At 37.2% G+C, this 14,140-nt stretch carries 19 protein-coding genes; 10 read left to right on the forward strand and 9 right to left on the reverse strand.

Annotated elements, in window-relative coordinates:
* Positions 1 to 10: 10 nt before the first annotated feature.
* Positions 11 to 439 (forward strand): DUF3872 domain-containing protein, encoded by a 429-nt coding sequence (locus tag BHE19_RS20305; protein WP_070908619.1) that lies wholly within the window; start codon positions 11 to 13, stop codon positions 437 to 439.
* Positions 440 to 636: 197 nt separating this feature from the next.
* Positions 637 to 1,194: a hypothetical protein gene (locus BHE19_RS20310; protein WP_070908620.1), complete on the forward strand. Its 558-nt coding sequence runs from the start codon at positions 637 to 639 to the stop codon at positions 1,192 to 1,194.
* Between the two features lie 230 nt (positions 1,195 to 1,424).
* Here the strand turns inward: BHE19_RS20310 and BHE19_RS20315 are convergent, their stop codons facing one another.
* From BHE19_RS20315 to BHE19_RS20345, 8 genes are all read right to left on the reverse strand, one after another.
* Entirely contained in the window at positions 1,425 to 2,228 is an 804-nt protein-coding gene (locus tag BHE19_RS20315; RefSeq protein WP_070908621.1) for a PRTRC system ThiF family protein, read from the reverse strand.
* Complete coding sequence (locus BHE19_RS20320) at positions 2,228 to 2,953, reverse strand: PRTRC system protein B (protein ID WP_070908666.1); 726 nt, start codon at positions 2,951 to 2,953, stop codon at positions 2,228 to 2,230. Before BHE19_RS20320 ends, BHE19_RS20315 begins: the two co-directional genes overlap by 1 nt.
* Positions 2,946 to 3,086 carry a hypothetical protein gene (locus BHE19_RS22995; RefSeq protein WP_233431405.1) on the reverse strand — a complete coding sequence of 47 codons (141 nt, stop codon included), beginning with the start codon at positions 3,084 to 3,086 and terminating at the stop codon, positions 2,946 to 2,948. The genes BHE19_RS20320 and BHE19_RS22995 overlap by 8 nt, the downstream gene beginning before the upstream one ends.
* Positions 3,087 to 3,119: 33 nt before the next feature.
* Positions 3,120 to 4,118, reverse strand: a complete 999-nt coding sequence (locus tag BHE19_RS20325; RefSeq protein WP_233431406.1) for a hypothetical protein — start codon at positions 4,116 to 4,118, stop codon at positions 3,120 to 3,122.
* A gap of 16 nt (positions 4,119 to 4,134) precedes the next feature.
* On the reverse strand, positions 4,135 to 4,353 hold the full coding sequence (locus tag BHE19_RS20330) for a PRTRC system protein C (protein WP_070908622.1): 219 nt from the start codon (positions 4,351 to 4,353) through the stop codon (positions 4,135 to 4,137).
* 17 nt (positions 4,354 to 4,370) lie between these two features.
* A complete protein-coding gene (locus tag BHE19_RS22680) occupies positions 4,371 to 5,051 on the reverse strand; it encodes a PRTRC system protein E (RefSeq protein WP_123923535.1) in 681 nt (226 codons plus the stop codon).
* 126 nt (positions 5,052 to 5,177) lie between these two features.
* Positions 5,178 to 6,251, reverse strand: a complete 1,074-nt coding sequence (locus tag BHE19_RS20340) for a DUF932 domain-containing protein (protein WP_070908623.1) — start codon at positions 6,249 to 6,251, stop codon at positions 5,178 to 5,180.
* 53 nt (positions 6,252 to 6,304) lie between these two features.
* Positions 6,305 to 6,715, reverse strand: a complete 411-nt coding sequence (locus BHE19_RS20345) for a single-stranded DNA-binding protein (protein ID WP_070908624.1) — start codon at positions 6,713 to 6,715, stop codon at positions 6,305 to 6,307.
* A 747-nt stretch (positions 6,716 to 7,462) separates the two neighbouring features.
* On the opposite strand from BHE19_RS20345, the gene BHE19_RS20350 reads away from it, so the two are divergent.
* The 8 genes from BHE19_RS20350 to BHE19_RS20385 all read left to right on the forward strand — a co-directional run bounded on the left by BHE19_RS20350 (position 7,463) and on the right by BHE19_RS20385 (position 13,706).
* A complete protein-coding gene (locus BHE19_RS20350; RefSeq protein ID WP_070908625.1) occupies positions 7,463 to 8,377 on the forward strand; it encodes a HEPN domain-containing protein in 915 nt (304 codons plus the stop codon).
* 41 nt (positions 8,378 to 8,418) lie between these two features.
* Positions 8,419 to 9,138, forward strand: a complete 720-nt coding sequence (locus BHE19_RS20355; protein ID WP_070908626.1) for a peptide arginase family protein — start codon at positions 8,419 to 8,421, stop codon at positions 9,136 to 9,138.
* Positions 9,139 to 9,303: 165 nt separating this feature from the next.
* On the forward strand, positions 9,304 to 10,095 hold the full coding sequence (locus BHE19_RS20360) for a hypothetical protein (protein WP_070908627.1): 792 nt from the start codon (positions 9,304 to 9,306) through the stop codon (positions 10,093 to 10,095).
* 148 nt (positions 10,096 to 10,243) lie between these two features.
* Positions 10,244 to 11,362, forward strand: a complete 1,119-nt coding sequence (locus BHE19_RS20365; protein WP_070908628.1) for a restriction endonuclease — start codon at positions 10,244 to 10,246, stop codon at positions 11,360 to 11,362.
* A gap of 194 nt (positions 11,363 to 11,556) precedes the next feature.
* Positions 11,557 to 12,462: an AlbA family DNA-binding domain-containing protein gene (locus BHE19_RS20370; RefSeq protein WP_070908629.1), complete on the forward strand. Its 906-nt coding sequence runs from the start codon at positions 11,557 to 11,559 to the stop codon at positions 12,460 to 12,462.
* 104 nt (positions 12,463 to 12,566) lie between these two features.
* The gene (locus BHE19_RS20375) at positions 12,567 to 12,767 is read left to right on the forward strand and encodes a hypothetical protein (RefSeq protein WP_070908630.1); all 201 of its coding nucleotides are present in this window, start codon (positions 12,567 to 12,569) and stop codon (positions 12,765 to 12,767) included.
* A gap of 7 nt (positions 12,768 to 12,774) precedes the next feature.
* Positions 12,775 to 12,999 carry a hypothetical protein gene (locus BHE19_RS20380; RefSeq protein ID WP_070908631.1) on the forward strand — a complete coding sequence of 75 codons (225 nt, stop codon included), beginning with the start codon at positions 12,775 to 12,777 and terminating at the stop codon, positions 12,997 to 12,999.
* Entirely contained in the window at positions 12,996 to 13,706 is a 711-nt protein-coding gene (locus tag BHE19_RS20385) for a hypothetical protein (protein ID WP_070908632.1), read from the forward strand. Before BHE19_RS20380 ends, BHE19_RS20385 begins: the two co-directional genes overlap by 4 nt.
* Before the next feature lie 90 nt (positions 13,707 to 13,796).
* Here BHE19_RS20385 and BHE19_RS20390 read toward each other — a convergent pair whose 3' ends face one another.
* Positions 13,797 to 14,135, reverse strand: coding sequence for a hypothetical protein (locus tag BHE19_RS20390; RefSeq protein ID WP_070908633.1), 339 nt, complete (start codon positions 14,133 to 14,135; stop codon positions 13,797 to 13,799).
* Positions 14,136 to 14,140: the final 5 nt, after the last annotated feature.

Raw genomic sequence — 14,140 nt, forward strand, 5'->3', positions numbered from 1 at the left:
ATGCAACATCATGAAAGCAATTTTTAACAGATTCAAAAAAGCGTTACCGGCAGTGCTGATGTGCTCATTTACGCTCCTGTCCTGCGATACTGGTGAGCTAAAAATACAGCATGATTTTCCTTTTGAAGTAAAGGTCATGCCTGTACCCAAAGACATCGCCAAGGGCAGTACAGTGGAAATCAGGATCACCATTGAGCGTGATAACAGCTATACAGGCGCTGAGTATTTTATACGCTACTTTCAGTTCGACGGGAAGGGCTCACTGCAGTATTACGATGAACCCAGATACCTGCCAAACGATTTATACCCGCTCAAAACTGAGGAGTTCAGGCTGTATTATACCTCACTCTCTACAGTCTCCCAGTCCTTTAATGTCTGGATATCGGATAATTTCGGCAATGAAAAACAGCTGAGTTTCCAGTTTAACAGCGTCGACTAGCGGCCGGAATTTTAGCAAAGACAATCCGGAAAACTGGTTTTTTATTACAGCCCGAAGCCATGCTTCGGGCTTTTTTGCTTCACTTTAGACCTTTCTTTTAAATCCATTGCATAACTCAATTAACGGTATTATCTTAGCGTGGAACTGCAAAAGCCAAATTCTTCTTTTTTTTGCATCAAGGATTTAACTGTATTGTTATGCAAAATGTTATAGACCGCACCAATAAATTTTACCTGTTAATGTCCCAAAAAGTACTCTCTAAAAAAGAATATGAAGTGCTTGAAAAACTGCTGATAGAAAAAATGCCCTTGGAGCAGGCGGCGCAGCAATATGGGGTAACATCCCAAGATGTGCAGGAATTGTACGAGAGAACGTGCAGTAAAGTCAAAGCGGCGGCCGAGCTGTTTTCAGAGATCGATCAATACGAGAAAAAACTCCAGAAATTAAAGCTGCAGTTACATCCAGATCCCAGCCCCGCTGCAATGAGAAAAGAAAAAGCGGAAAAAGACCGCCAGAAACTCCTGCTAAACAGTGCTTTTCCTTTCAGCAAAAGGCTGCAAACCATACTGGGAAATTTAGAGATCAAAACTATTGGGGAGCTTGCCGATATGCCGTTAAAAGATTTTATGTGCATCAGGGGATTTAAAGTGAAATGCAGGGAAGAACTCATCGCCTTTATCGAGTTTGAAAACATAGGGTATCTTTTCAAAGGCTTTTCGGTCTGGAAAAAACAGCCCATAGAACGGTTTAAATAAGTAAAAGCCACTGTAAAGCGGTCTTCTTTTGCTTCTTTTCTTTGACCGGCCCGGAAAGAAAAGAAGCCCCGCCGAAAACAGCAGAAGGGATCATAAGCATCCCTTAAAATAACCGCAGCGGGTTTGGTAAAATAGCGGGCACTGCATTTTGGCAGAGCCGCTCTACCGATTAAAACGCAAAAAGACGCTCCCCCCAGGAGGGAGCGTCTTTTTGCCGCCCGATTTTCGGGTCAGACCACTTTTAAGGGATGCGACTGGAAATCTTTCAAATTCAGAAAAAATCCCCTGTTTGCTGTCATTCCACTGCGGAACAAGTCCCACAACAGCGAGCATCCCATCTGCGCCAAGGCAGAATTAATATACAGATCCTGTCTGTCGAGCGCCTCGGCAAGCGAACAGCTCGGGCTGTCGTCCTGGGCTTGCGACTGATTGAGCAGTTCCCCAAATTCCTCGGTCACAAACGCAAGGCACTCCACGGTTTCAAACTTTTCGGAACGGGGCTGTGGGATTTCCCCGACCGTGGAGAGGATAACCTGTCCTGTATGCTGGCTGTTGCCAAAATCCATCCAGTACTTTGGGTCGTCCATGTGGTGTCTGCTGCTGCTGTTTTTTAATATGTCCGCAATTTCAAATCGGGACTCTGCGCTGTCCGTGCAGGTTATATAAATCGATGCCTTCGCATTATGGGGGAGTTTTCCAAAGCTGTCCCTTTCAAATTTTACCGTTTCCGCTTTCCAGTTAGTGCCCGCAAAACGATTCGCTCTGTTGATAAGGGCAACGGATTTGTAAAGTCCCACTTCGCTCTGCGCAAAACGCTGTCTGCCAAGGTTGGCATTAGTAACTGTATCGTCATCCCACAGGCGGACAGTCAGCCCTGCATGCCCGAGGGCTGTGAGGCTGTGGTTCATTTCCATAAGGGCAGTCAGTACCTTTGAGCCTGTACCCCCTGCCCCTATAAGGTTTACCGTTATGGGATTGGTCGGGCTTATCAGGTACGGGTCTGTAAAATGCATTTTATTTTTTTCTGTTTTCATCACAATAGGTTTTTAAGTGTTTTAGAGGTGTTTTTCAGCACTTCCTTGGGAAAGGGTCTGCCCGATGACACAAGGTCTTTCCACAGGCTTACGCAGTTGCCCCTTACAGGACTGTTCTCTCCCATTAAATGGCTGAAATAGCTGTTAAAAAAATAATCCTCCCACACCTTTGTAAATTCCTCCACGCAGGCGGAATTTTTAATGCTGATATTTACCGAACCCATACACACCCTGCCGTCCTCATAAATATTAAAAAATGGGGCATAGTAAAGCTGTGTTTCTGCTGTGGGTCTTCTGCCGCTTAAAAGCGCAAATACCCTAAGGCTGTTTTTGTCTGCCTGCCAGACCATGGGCGGTACATAAGCCTGACCGCTCGGAATCCCTAAGCCTTCTATAAAATAAAGCGGTCTTTTTTGGGCTTTGGTATGCCATATCACAGCGCCTTTGTCCCTTTGCCGATTGATATGCAGTACAGCGGTCGGCAGAATGCCCTGCGAATTTAAAAAGGCGGTCTGCTTCTGCTTGTCCGTTGTAAGCGCCTTTGCAAGCTCTTCGGCTTCACGCTCCGTGAGCGGGTGGGCATTAATAGGCGTGCCGCTGCTGTCCATATCAAAATGCTCTACATATACTTCTTTACTTAGTCCTCTGCTTTCATCAAAGACAAGTGCGGATTTCGGGTGGTAGAGTGTCCCAAAATCTTCGGTTATATCAACTGAATTATCCATTTTCTGTTTGTTTGTAATTATACAGTAAGGCGCACAGCTCATCCAAAAGGGCAAACAATCGGGTTTCAAAATCAAGGCTGATGCCGTGGATTTCATTTGCGTCAAAGCGTTTTAAAATCGTCGGCTCGTCCATGGAGCCGTACTCGTTAAATTCGCTGTTGATGCTCTACTCTATGCTCTCGTAAAGCCATCCTTTGGTGTCCGAGATAAATGAAATATATTTTTCCATCCCGATGCCCTCGTTTTCGGTCTGCTCTTCATACCCCTCGGATATCGGTGCATTTCGAAAAATACTTTCATTGGGGTAATCGATGTATAACCCAAAAGCTTTTCGGGCTGTATCCCTGCACTGGGAATCAAAGCCATCACGGCTTTTAAAGCAGTGCAGACGCTTTTCAAAAACATCCAGGTTCATGCGGTTGAAAATTTTCTGTTCGATGCAGTTCCCAATCATTTCCGACTTATCAAACTCCCGCACATACTTCTGGTTTTCTTCCCTGTCCTTGTCCTGCTCTGTCCAGTCTCGGTGCATCTCATAGAGCCAGTACAAATAACTGCCCTGCTCTCGGTAATACGGAATATCGGCGCTGTGATACAGATACGAGCATACCGATAAAAGCAGCTGCGCATTTTTTTTGCGCTTCGGGTCTCTCAGCATCTGATAAATCGGTTCAACTGGAATATAATACAGCGTTGTGCCCGTATTGATTTTTTCTTCGCTTAGCAGATATGTTTTACCGCTTTCCTGCAATACCCGCAGTTCGGAAAAGTTTCCTACACTTTTTTTGAGTTTCTCCTGCAAATCCCATAAAGCGAGCGCCGTATTATAAGGATATTCAAAATGGCGGGCAGGCATCGGCGCAATATCGTAATGCTTAGCAACACGGTCAAGGGAGGCATAAAAATCCTCCTGCATTTTTGCATTTTCCTGACAAGCCCGTAACGCTTTGCTTTGTTCCAGTTTAGGCAAGAAAGAAACCTTTAAAAAACCATCGGAAGCATCCCCGCAGGCACTGGCCTGCGTTTGTCTTTCTGCACCTCTTGGGCGTCTTTGGGTCTCTGCATCCAAGCCATAAAACCGCTGAGCTGTCCGTGCAGTTGCTTTTGTCTTTTTCGCTCGGGCAGCTGCATTTTGCCCGACAGGATGTGTTTTTGCATAATTCATCGCTTTATATTTTTGGTCAGCCTTTTGTTCCCATTACCGTTTCAAATCGGTATTCCACCGCATCGTCCCTGATGGCAGGGGCGGAAATTTTGGCGGTGGTCAGTATCGGATAGGTCGGGGCATAAAAATTCAGTACCGCCTCGGTGCTCCATTTTGGTTCGGGGTCGGAAAGCCTTATTTCCTGCCCCTTGTCTTTAAGTACAAAGACCCGCTGTAATTGTGTCGCTAATAACATGACTGGTGTATTTTAAATTAATATCTTTCTGCTTCGGGGTCGTCCTCCCCGTATTCACTTTCCTCGGTGTACCTTTCTTCTCCGTAAATGTCCTGCTCCTGCGTTTCAAAGTCTTCCTCCTTATTGCTGTGCTCGGGAAAAAACGCCTCTCTTGGCGGTTCGCTCTGTACTTTCTCAGTACTGCTGCCAAATAAATCAGGCTCAAATTTTGCCGAGAGTTCGGATTTTCTTCTGCGTATCTGCTCCGCTTTCAAGGGAAACTCATGTATTTCGGGCACTTTTATCCATGCCTCACGAAACTTGCCTTCTTTTTCCAGTTCGTCCGCCCTGCTCATGGCATCGCTGAATTTTTTGTCTTTGGCCTGCTGCTCTTTTTTCTTTTTATCGTCCTTTTCTTTTTCCATAGCCGACTGCATTTTGGTCTTCTCAAGCTGTTTCATATAGCCTTCCATATCGACCATAAGACCCGATGCGCACTGCATGGGCGCAGTGATATTCTCAAAAAATCCGCTGTCGAGCTCTTCGGCTGTCCCCCTGAGGTTTAAAGGCGGTATGCTGTGCTTTGCATTGTCCCCGCAGGCTTCGTTTTGGAGCATGACAAGCACTACAAGCCTGTCCCCTGCCCCTTTGGCTACAGTAATGTGCAGATCCCCTATAATGTCCATCTGCGCTATCTGATTGAAAAAATTAGTGTTCATGGCTTTAAATTTTAATTGTTTTAATTGCTTTCTTTTGGGTCTATGCATTTTATAATGCTCACAGCACAAAAACTTTTCATTAGGCTGTTACCGTTTGGGGCAGCAGCCTTTTGTTTTTTTCTTTACCTAATTGAGCTTAAGAATCTGCGCACCGTCCGCCTGAAAAGCCGTGCAGAGTTCAAACGCCTTTTGGGCTTTTCCCTGCGCCGTGCCTCCCATAACGATGGACTGCAGTTTGGCTTCATCGTCTTTGTATTTTCTCACATTCTGATAGTAGCCCGTCACGCCATTGTAAGCCCCGAAAAGCGTGCCTTTGGTGGTATCCATCTGCTGTGATTCGCTCGCCATGGCGTACGCAAAAGCATCATCAACCGTATTTCTAAAAACGGCGGACACTTCATTCTCAGCCCCTTTTTTTATTAAAGCCAAGGTTTCGGCATTAGGACATAGTGCCAGCTGAATGAGTTTTTTAACTTCTCGGTCTGTTACTTTTACTTTAGCCCACTCATTAAAAATACCTTCAAGCTGAGTGCTCAGCCTGTCCGCCAGTCCCATCACTTTGTGGGCATCCTCAAGGCGCTGTTTTGCCCCTGAGGTATGGCGGATGCGCACCACGTTGCTCATATTTCTAAGAGAAGCGTTAAGGGTATTCTGGCATACTATGCGGATGGGCGTAAAAGCCGCTGTGATGCTTCCGCTACCGTCATGTGAGGTAGTCAGGAAAATGTATTTTTCGGTCACATCATCCCCATTGCCCACTCGGATATAATCAGGGAGTTTGGCGGTAATAAAGATGCGCTCCCCATTGCCTAAAGCCCCTGCCGTTTCGTACAGGATGCCGTCGCCCCCGCCTACTATCGCATCAAAGAAACTGAACGCCTCACGGTTCTGCACGATTTGGTAGTCTTTTCCCACAACCCCCAGTACGGCATTGCTGTCGGTGCGGATAGTGGCAAAGCAGTCAGGGACTGCCAGTTCAGTACTGCCCATTTCAATACCTTCATTAGTTTGGATAATTTCCGAACCCTTGGTATAAAGCGGGCTTTTAGCCACCTCGTAATCAAGCCCTGCATGTCTGATGGCTTCGGCACTTGTCGGGTACTGCTCCACGATCTGCCCAAGCCCGTGCCATGCTTTTTGCTTTACGCTGAAAAAAGAATATTTTCCTGTCTTGCTGTTGTAATTGATATTATGTGCCATGATATTTGATTTTAAAAGTTTAAAAAAATTGTTAAGACCCCTTTACCGCCTGCTCAAAACGGAATGTCGTCCTCAGGCTCTTTTAAGGCAGCTTTTTTGTTTTCTCCCTGCCCTGCAGTCTGCCCAGTTTTCAACGCCTGCACAGCCTCGGATTTCCTACCGCCCCCGTGCAGTTTGATATTGGAGGTATTGAAATTCAGCCCTGCTCGGGGCTCTCCGTCATTCCCTTTCCACGCCCTTGCGCTTACCATACCAGTGAGCTCCACCACAGTGCCTTTAGTGAGCCACTCGGCAACCCTTGGGCTTATCCAGTAGGCACATTCAAAGAAGGTGGTCTGCTCTACCCTGTCGCCCTTTTTATTTTTGTAGCTCTCGTTGATGGCTACTGAAAAATTTACTACCTGTCTGCTGTCTGACAATGTGCTTACTTTCGCATCTTTTGTCAATCTTCCTGTAATGTTCATGATTTCTAGTTTTTAAAATTTTTACTTTCTTTTTTTTTCCCACACCACATTTTTACTTTTTACTTTTTTTTAATTTTCTTTTTTTTTGAAATTTTATTCGGCAATGAGAGCAGGCGCTGTTTTGTTTCATCATTGCTGGTTTCAATATTTCAATTTTCATTTCTGACATTTTTTTTATTCGTCTAAAGAGCCGCAGTATGCTATGTTTTGTTTCATGAGCATAAAAAGGTGAGTGTCCGGCAAAAGCAAGGCTCTGCCAAAAAATACACCCCCCATGGGTGGAGATTTTTTTGGCAAGACCTGAAAGGCCCCGGCCTTGCTTTTGCTAAAGGACACGGACTACCTTTGCTCCTGAAATAAAATAAAAGCATACAGGGTCTTTGATAAAAAGTAAAAGGGAAGCAATTGGAATATTATGGATAACAGCAGCCAGGAAGAAAAGTAGCTAGCTTTGAGGTGAATTACAAAGATAGTCCCGCAAGTTAATAGCTGCTGCCATCTTAGCCATGTGGAAAAAAAAACTACTGGCAATTAGCTGATTTTAATATATAGCAAAAACAGTAGCAGGACATGCAAGATAGCTGATGAACAGCTTATTGCTACACAATTAAAAGATTAGTTAATTATTCTTATATTCGCTAAAAAAAGCTTACTAATTGCACAAAGCCAACTAAAAAAAGTAGTATTGCTTCCATTTTATGGATATTATAAATCAGTTAGCAGATATTATTAAAACCTTAGGATTAAATGAGAGACTTTTCAGTTTTTATTATAACGAATTCAATTAGTGATTTAACTAAACTGAAGTTTCCCGAATTTGACATTGTAAATATTCGTTCGGAAATTTTTAAAAAATTCTGCGAAAAAACTTTTACAAGAACTGAAGAATTTTTACCCAAAATTGATGAGGAATATCAGTACGATAAAATTGAAAGATTTGCAATAATAAAAAAAGACAATAAAAAATTTGGAGAGAAAAAAATCCATAATCTTTTTAATTTCTTGTTAATACTTTTTCCAAGTACTCTATCAGTTGAATATATGCTTGATTATAATATTGTTATTGATGATCTTCGATTTTCAAGCAGTTTTCACAATGAAACAAATATATCAAGTAGAGATAGTTATTTATTATTTAATGAAGACAAATTAGACGAGGTAAACTTATTCATTGAAAAATATTTTGAGAATTATTTAGAAATAAAGTATTTAAAATCTTCAATACAAAATTATTTAAATGCTTTTGATTCAAATTATTTTCATTTTTCATTTATAGCATTTTGCATATGTTTGGAAAGTATTACGGTCGGTAAAGCCGAACTTAACTACCGAATAGCAAGGAATATAGCCGTAATATGTGGAAAGGATAGAGAAACAAGTGCGGTAATTTTTAAGAATATAAAAAAGATTTATAATCTTAGAAGTGAAATTGTTCACGGTACAGAATTTTCAGACGATAAAGTAAGTGATTATCTATATTATCTAGAATTAATATGTTCAAAACTTATTACTGAACTTTTAAAACATAACGTGAATAACATTGATTCACTCAATGAAAAAATTACAACTTTAGGATTTGGTGAAAGAAGCATTATATCAGAAAATTGGATTAACACTGATTTTAATAATATAATTGAGAACAAAATTTACGGTGAATTATAACATCTGCTAACAGTGCAAAGTTGGGTAAAATCTTTAAAACAATGTGGGTAAAAGAACCAAATAAACCATTAGGAGAATCGTTAAATGAAAATGTAAATTTCCTTTACAATGAAGGAAAGGTTTATATAATGGATAATCATCTTTGTGCTGCATGGTGCTGGCTAAAACAAGTTGACATCAAAAGCTCATTTGATTTTATTCATATTGATAGGCATTACGATCTTTTAGGATTTCCTCATACAATTGAAACTCAAATAACAAATAAGGGAATTGAAATCCACAAGTTAACTTTTGAAGAATATTTGAATCTTAAACAGCTCGGCAGAAATAATGCTGAATGGCAAATGTTTAGATGGGATAACTACATTATTAATACTCACTTAGCTTATCCAACATTATTTGCCGAAAAAATATTTGCAACACAACGAGATGGCACAATAAATGAAGGATTTGTCGATAAAGAATTTGATTTTTTAACTTTGGCGAACGAAATAGATTACTGGCTTGAAAGCAAAAAATGGATTGTAAATCTCGATATAGATTATTTTTTTAATCGCGTAGATGATAAATTATTTCAAATATTTTCAGACGAATATATTGTTACCTTAGTTAAAAAGATAAAAAAGAATTTCGAAAATATTACCGTATTAACCATTGCATTAAGTCCAGAATGTTGCGGCGGTTGGGAAGAAAGTTTTCGAATAATGAAAATCATTTGCGATATTTTGGAAGTCAATTTCATAGAAGAATTAAATAAGTAAAACTCCACATAACACTGCATTTTGCGATCGCTGACTTTTCTTTAACCGGAAGTTACGGACTAAAGAAGAAATATTATGTTGGCAGAGAGAACTCTGCTTGATTTTTCAGCGACAGCGCAAATGCAGGGAACACTATAAGCTATTTCAAAACCAAAATCCGACCAAATGTCACACGTACGACTCAAACCCTCAAAAGAATTCAAAATAGATTTTCATCCATCTGAACTGGATTCTTCAAATGTTCCGGAAGAAAGTAAAAAATATAGCCAAGAATATTTGAGTTCAAATAAATTAGCCGAGCACGAAAATTTCGATATTATGATAATGCTGGAAAGTAAAGTAATTTATGGCTATGATTATATTTACCAAAATAAAAAGCTTATACTTCCCGAAGTAGATCCAATTACAATTTTCTTCTCAAATGCCGTAATGTCTTATGGACGGCTACAACATTATAAGATTAAGCTTTTAGAAGAATCATCAAAAGCTGGTGAAACTGGAAAGAATTTAGATTTAAATTTATCAGGAGATTTTTTTCAGCCAGCTATTAATTGTATAATAAATCTTCAGGCCTCATTGGAAAGCTTTGCTAATAGAGTAATTCCAGAAGATTATTTATTTATAGATAAAACCGGAAATAAAATTTTCCCTACAGTTAGCTACAAACTTTATAATGTTATTCCAAAAATTAAACTTATCGATTTCAAGCAAGCAAAAAATAAAAAACACAATAAATCCATAGATAAGTTAATACAATTACGAAATGATATTATACATCTAAAGCCGGCGGAAAAAACTAATACTGGTTATAAAGGAACTTATAGAGAAATCCTAGATTTTGATTTTATTAGGGCGTTTAATGCTGTGCAATCTTATATCAATTTCTATCAAGAAAACTTAGTGTCAGAATGTCCATGCGGAAACGATTATTTTTTTGATAAATTTAAAAGTGAATAGAAACGGCTTACAACAGTTACAACGGATTAGGCAATTGGCTTAATGAAAAGTTGGTTTCATGTTGGGAATGATTTGACAAATCCGAAGAAAGGGTTTAATTTACTCACAAATTCACTGTATTTACAGAACTTTGGGGAACAATAATAAAATGAAAGCAAAACAACAATTACGTAAGCCTGAAAATTGGCCTGATTTTGAAAATCTCTGTAAAAAATTATGGGGAGAAATTTGGAGGTGTCCCGAAATCAAAAAAAATGGAAGAAGCGGACAATCTCAGCATGGAATAGATATTTATGGGATACCATTTGGAGAAGATGAATATTATGGAATTCAATGTAAAGGGAAGGATGATTACACAAATGCAACTTTGGCTGAAAAAGAAATTGATAGGGAAATCAAATTAGCTTTAAGTTTTCAACCGACACTAAAAAAAATGTATTTCGCAACGACAGCAAACAAAGATGCCAAGATTGAAGAATATGTACGAAAGAAAAATATAGAACATTTACAAAATAAACTTTTTGAAGTTCACCTATACTCTTGGGAAGATATTGTTGACTTAATAGATGAAAATAAACAAACTCATGACTATTATGTTCGGAGTATAAATTTTAAAACTGAACATGAAGTTCTTTTTACATTCGAAAATGACGAAACTGAATACGTTATCGAAATTCCGTTTCGAAAGAAAATCACACATTACAAACAAAAAATTGTTCCAGCAGGAGATAACTTTGTAGGACTTTCTGAAATGTTGTTCAGTCAATTTCGTATGGATCATATTAAATCATTTTCGATGTACAGCTTTAATCATAGTTATGCAAGATTTCATTTTAGACTTCATAACCTTGGCTCTGAACCTCTTCAAGAATTCAAAGTATTCTTAGATTTTGAAGGAGATTTCCAATCTATAGAAACATGCACAAAAAGCCACTATATGATTCCAAATCCTAATCTTCAATATGATACTTTCATTTGGAATGAAGATAGACAGGGAAAAATTATTCCTTTGAAAACTATTTTAGTTCAAGATGATACTATCGGCTTCGATACTATTTGTTTAAAACCATATAACAAAAATACAGAAGTTAAAATACATTGGAAGCTTGTATCCTTAAATTATAAAACCGAAGGAGACTTGAAATTAAATATAAAGCCAACTTATAAACTTAAAGAAGAGACTATTTTAGTTGAAGACCCATTAAAAGTAAGAATAGAAGAAGATATAGAAGACTACATTACAGATGGAAATGATGATGAGAAATGAAATTAATATATAAAAATCAAATAAATTAATATACTTCTTATATTTCTAAGGTTACATCTTGTAGATTTTCATCTTTGAGAGTATCAGTAAATAAACGTGGAATATTTTGAAAATTGACATATTTAAAAGATTGTGATAAAAACAAAATTAAAATAAAACCTTACATTTAGCACTAAATACTTAAAAATTATTAGATGTCAAGTTTATTAGATAAAACAGAATTTACACAAGAATATATATTAGGACTAATTGCTTCAAGAACAGAGGAATCAATTAATATTGATTTTAAAGATGCTAGAGCATTATCATCGGGTGATGGTAAAGAAATTTCAAAAGATGTGAGTGCATTTGCAAATTCAGATGGCGGACTTATTTTTTATGGAATTAATGAAGAAAATCATGTGGCAACTGGAACTTCTTTTGTAGATGGAAATAAATATAATAAAGAATGGCTTGAGAATAAAATAACTTCTAACATTCAGCAACGAATTCAAAATTTACTAATTATACCAGTACGTTTTGATAATGACATTATGAAAACCGTTTATGTGGTTAAGATTCCTAAATCACCTAATAGTCCTCATTTAAACGGTGATAATAAATATTACCGAAGATTTAATTTTAAGTCTGTACCAATGGAGGAATATGAAGTTAGAGATTCATATTTAAGAGTTTCTGCGAGTATGGTAAAAATTGATAGTTTTATTGTACAACTTGTAAATACGCATAATATAAATCGTTATGAATTTAAAATTGAAGTGCTAATAACAAATACAGGTAATAATGTAGCCGAAAAATATAAAGTTGCTGCTATAATAAATACTACTGTACCAGCGGAACTTAGTGCTACAAATCCATACAGCTTAACGAATAACTTTGAAGATGGTCGAATTTTATCGACAAATGTTGTTCCGGCAATATTTCCAAGTGAAAAATTAAATATATTAACTTTCAACCTGGCAGTACGCAATGAAAATATTTCAAAATTCACAGAAACTTCTACAATAGAATTTACAGTATTCAATCAAGGTTCAATAAAAAAATCAAGTAATAATCAAGTGATTGAACAGATAAAAAAACTTGTAGAAAGTAATGATTAGTAAGGGTCATATCTTAGGGTAAGAGATTAATTGTTGAATTTTATTTTTTTACAATTCAACATAAACTTACATTTATCATATATAAACCATTAAACCAAAAACAAATGACACTACTACAATTTATCAAATCAAAACTTGAAGAAGATTCGCAAGTAGGCGATGTAGCCAGAGATTCACAAAGGGATGCAGATTTCAAAGAACTAAAAACGGATGATGAAAGATTAGAGCATTTAAAGCGTAAACTTATAAACGTGCGTGAAGCATTTAAGGCATTTAAATCTGAATTCAAATCAGTTAAATCATAATAGAAGTATGACACAATTAGAAAAGATAATTGAAGAAATACAACATAGCAATACACCAACCAAACAATTTCTTGAATTTGTTGAGCGAGATAAAGAATATCAAAAAGCGAAGACCAATAAAGATAAATGGAAATTAATATTAATGATTTTACAAAGATTCAGTGACATTTTTAAAAATGGTGAGTATGAAGATTTAAGAACGATTTTTAAAGCTAGATACCCAAATTTATGAGTGAAGAAATACCAATTGTAAAAAAAGAAGAAAACACATTAAATAAGATTACTGATTTAGCGACTACTATAACTATCGGAGGAATAGTTCTTTATCAAATGGGTTGGGTTTACTGGACAAATTATTTTTCAGTACTGGATATTGATGCTTCTTTTATAGAAATGCCATTTGAAAAATTTATTACAACTACATGGTATTTATCTTTATTTGTTTTTTTTTGTTTTTTAGCTGGCGTTATTGAAGTTTTAAATAAAAAGGGTAATGATTTAGATGCTTCTAGTGCAATATTTGGCGTGTCTGTCGCGATTACAATGATATTATCTACCTATATGAGTGATATACTTTTTATATCTATCCTTTCTGGTTTGCTATTATTTTTCATTTTACACATGTATCTTTCCTCTAAATATAATATAGAGCAGAAAACAGTCAATAAATCAAAATTTATCTACGGCGTGTTAGTCATTATGTATTTTTTATGCTTTTTAGTCTATAGTGATAAAGCAAAAAAGGATGCAAATGAAGTTAGAAAAAAAATTAAAAATCAAGATATTGAAATTACTTTTAATAATGAATCAAAAGCAAAAGGTAAATTTGTTTTTTATATGAATAGTAAATATTTCATCCTAGTAAAAAATAAAAAAGGTAAAGTAGAAACTGTAGTTTTAAATGATAGTGAAATTCATCACACCAGATTTATTAAATAAATTGCACAAGAATGAATTCCACTATCCTATTTATTCTGAATCTTTTTTCCTTGCCATAATTTGATTACCCCAGTGACGTATTCCACTACTTTATTCTTTTCCAACGCTTAAACGTCTATCACGTTTGGATAGATTATTGTCGACTGGTTGAAATTCAATCTCAAGACCCATCACATTTATATAATATTTTTCAATGGCTTGATCTGATACTTTCACCGCATCACTTAAAACCTCAACATCTAAACCTATATGTTGCAACCAGCTTGCATTCTGTATGCAGAAGGATTTCTCATACCAATGAAAAGACCATTCACCCAAAATCAATAGATTTTCAACGGCATGGTAGCCTTTCGTCTTTTCATTAAAACCACCAATTTTGCTAATGTGCCTAGTAATTTCTTTTTTCTCTTCCCTGGTTATCATCATCATTTATT

The organism is Flavobacterium tructae, from assembly GCF_001853485.1.
Lineage (GTDB): Bacteria > Bacteroidota > Bacteroidia > Flavobacteriales > Flavobacteriaceae > Flavobacterium > Flavobacterium tructae.

What these genes read in the sequence shown, in the direction of transcription:
- BHE19_RS20320 (WP_070908666.1), bottom strand. Translation starts at nt 2,953, where the DNA reads ATGGATAATTCAGTTGATATAACCGAAGATTTTGGGACACTCTACCAC.
- BHE19_RS20385 (WP_070908632.1), top strand. Translation starts at nt 12,996, where the DNA reads ATGAGTGAAGAAATACCAATTGTAAAAAAAGAAGAAAACACATTAAAT.
- BHE19_RS20360 (WP_070908627.1), top strand. Translation starts at nt 9,304, where the DNA reads ATGTCACACGTACGACTCAAACCCTCAAAAGAATTCAAAATAGATTTT.
- BHE19_RS22680 (WP_123923535.1), bottom strand. Translation starts at nt 5,051, where the DNA reads ATGAACACTAATTTTTTCAATCAGATAGCGCAGATGGACATTATAGGG.
- BHE19_RS20355 (WP_070908626.1), top strand. Translation starts at nt 8,419, where the DNA reads ATGTGGGTAAAAGAACCAAATAAACCATTAGGAGAATCGTTAAATGAA.
- BHE19_RS20340 (WP_070908623.1), bottom strand. Translation starts at nt 6,251, where the DNA reads ATGGCACATAATATCAATTACAACAGCAAGACAGGAAAATATTCTTTT.
- BHE19_RS20365 (WP_070908628.1), top strand. Translation starts at nt 10,244, where the DNA reads ATGAAAGCAAAACAACAATTACGTAAGCCTGAAAATTGGCCTGATTTT.
- BHE19_RS20390 (WP_070908633.1), bottom strand. Translation starts at nt 14,135, where the DNA reads ATGATGATGATAACCAGGGAAGAGAAAAAAGAAATTACTAGGCACATT.
- BHE19_RS20370 (WP_070908629.1), top strand. Translation starts at nt 11,557, where the DNA reads ATGTCAAGTTTATTAGATAAAACAGAATTTACACAAGAATATATATTA.
- BHE19_RS20380 (WP_070908631.1), top strand. Translation starts at nt 12,775, where the DNA reads ATGACACAATTAGAAAAGATAATTGAAGAAATACAACATAGCAATACA.
- BHE19_RS20315 (WP_070908621.1), bottom strand. Translation starts at nt 2,228, where the DNA reads ATGAAAACAGAAAAAAATAAAATGCATTTTACAGACCCGTACCTGATA.
- BHE19_RS20350 (WP_070908625.1), top strand. Translation starts at nt 7,463, where the DNA reads ATGAGAGACTTTTCAGTTTTTATTATAACGAATTCAATTAGTGATTTA.
- BHE19_RS20310 (WP_070908620.1), top strand. Translation starts at nt 637, where the DNA reads ATGCAAAATGTTATAGACCGCACCAATAAATTTTACCTGTTAATGTCC.
- BHE19_RS22995 (WP_233431405.1), bottom strand. Translation starts at nt 3,086, where the DNA reads ATGGACGAGCCGACGATTTTAAAACGCTTTGACGCAAATGAAATCCAC.
- BHE19_RS20325 (WP_233431406.1), bottom strand. Translation starts at nt 4,118, where the DNA reads ATGAATTATGCAAAAACACATCCTGTCGGGCAAAATGCAGCTGCCCGA.
- BHE19_RS20345 (WP_070908624.1), bottom strand. Translation starts at nt 6,715, where the DNA reads ATGAACATTACAGGAAGATTGACAAAAGATGCGAAAGTAAGCACATTG.
- BHE19_RS20305 (WP_070908619.1), top strand. Translation starts at nt 11, where the DNA reads ATGAAAGCAATTTTTAACAGATTCAAAAAAGCGTTACCGGCAGTGCTG.
- BHE19_RS20375 (WP_070908630.1), top strand. Translation starts at nt 12,567, where the DNA reads ATGACACTACTACAATTTATCAAATCAAAACTTGAAGAAGATTCGCAA.
- BHE19_RS20330 (WP_070908622.1), bottom strand. Translation starts at nt 4,353, where the DNA reads ATGTTATTAGCGACACAATTACAGCGGGTCTTTGTACTTAAAGACAAG.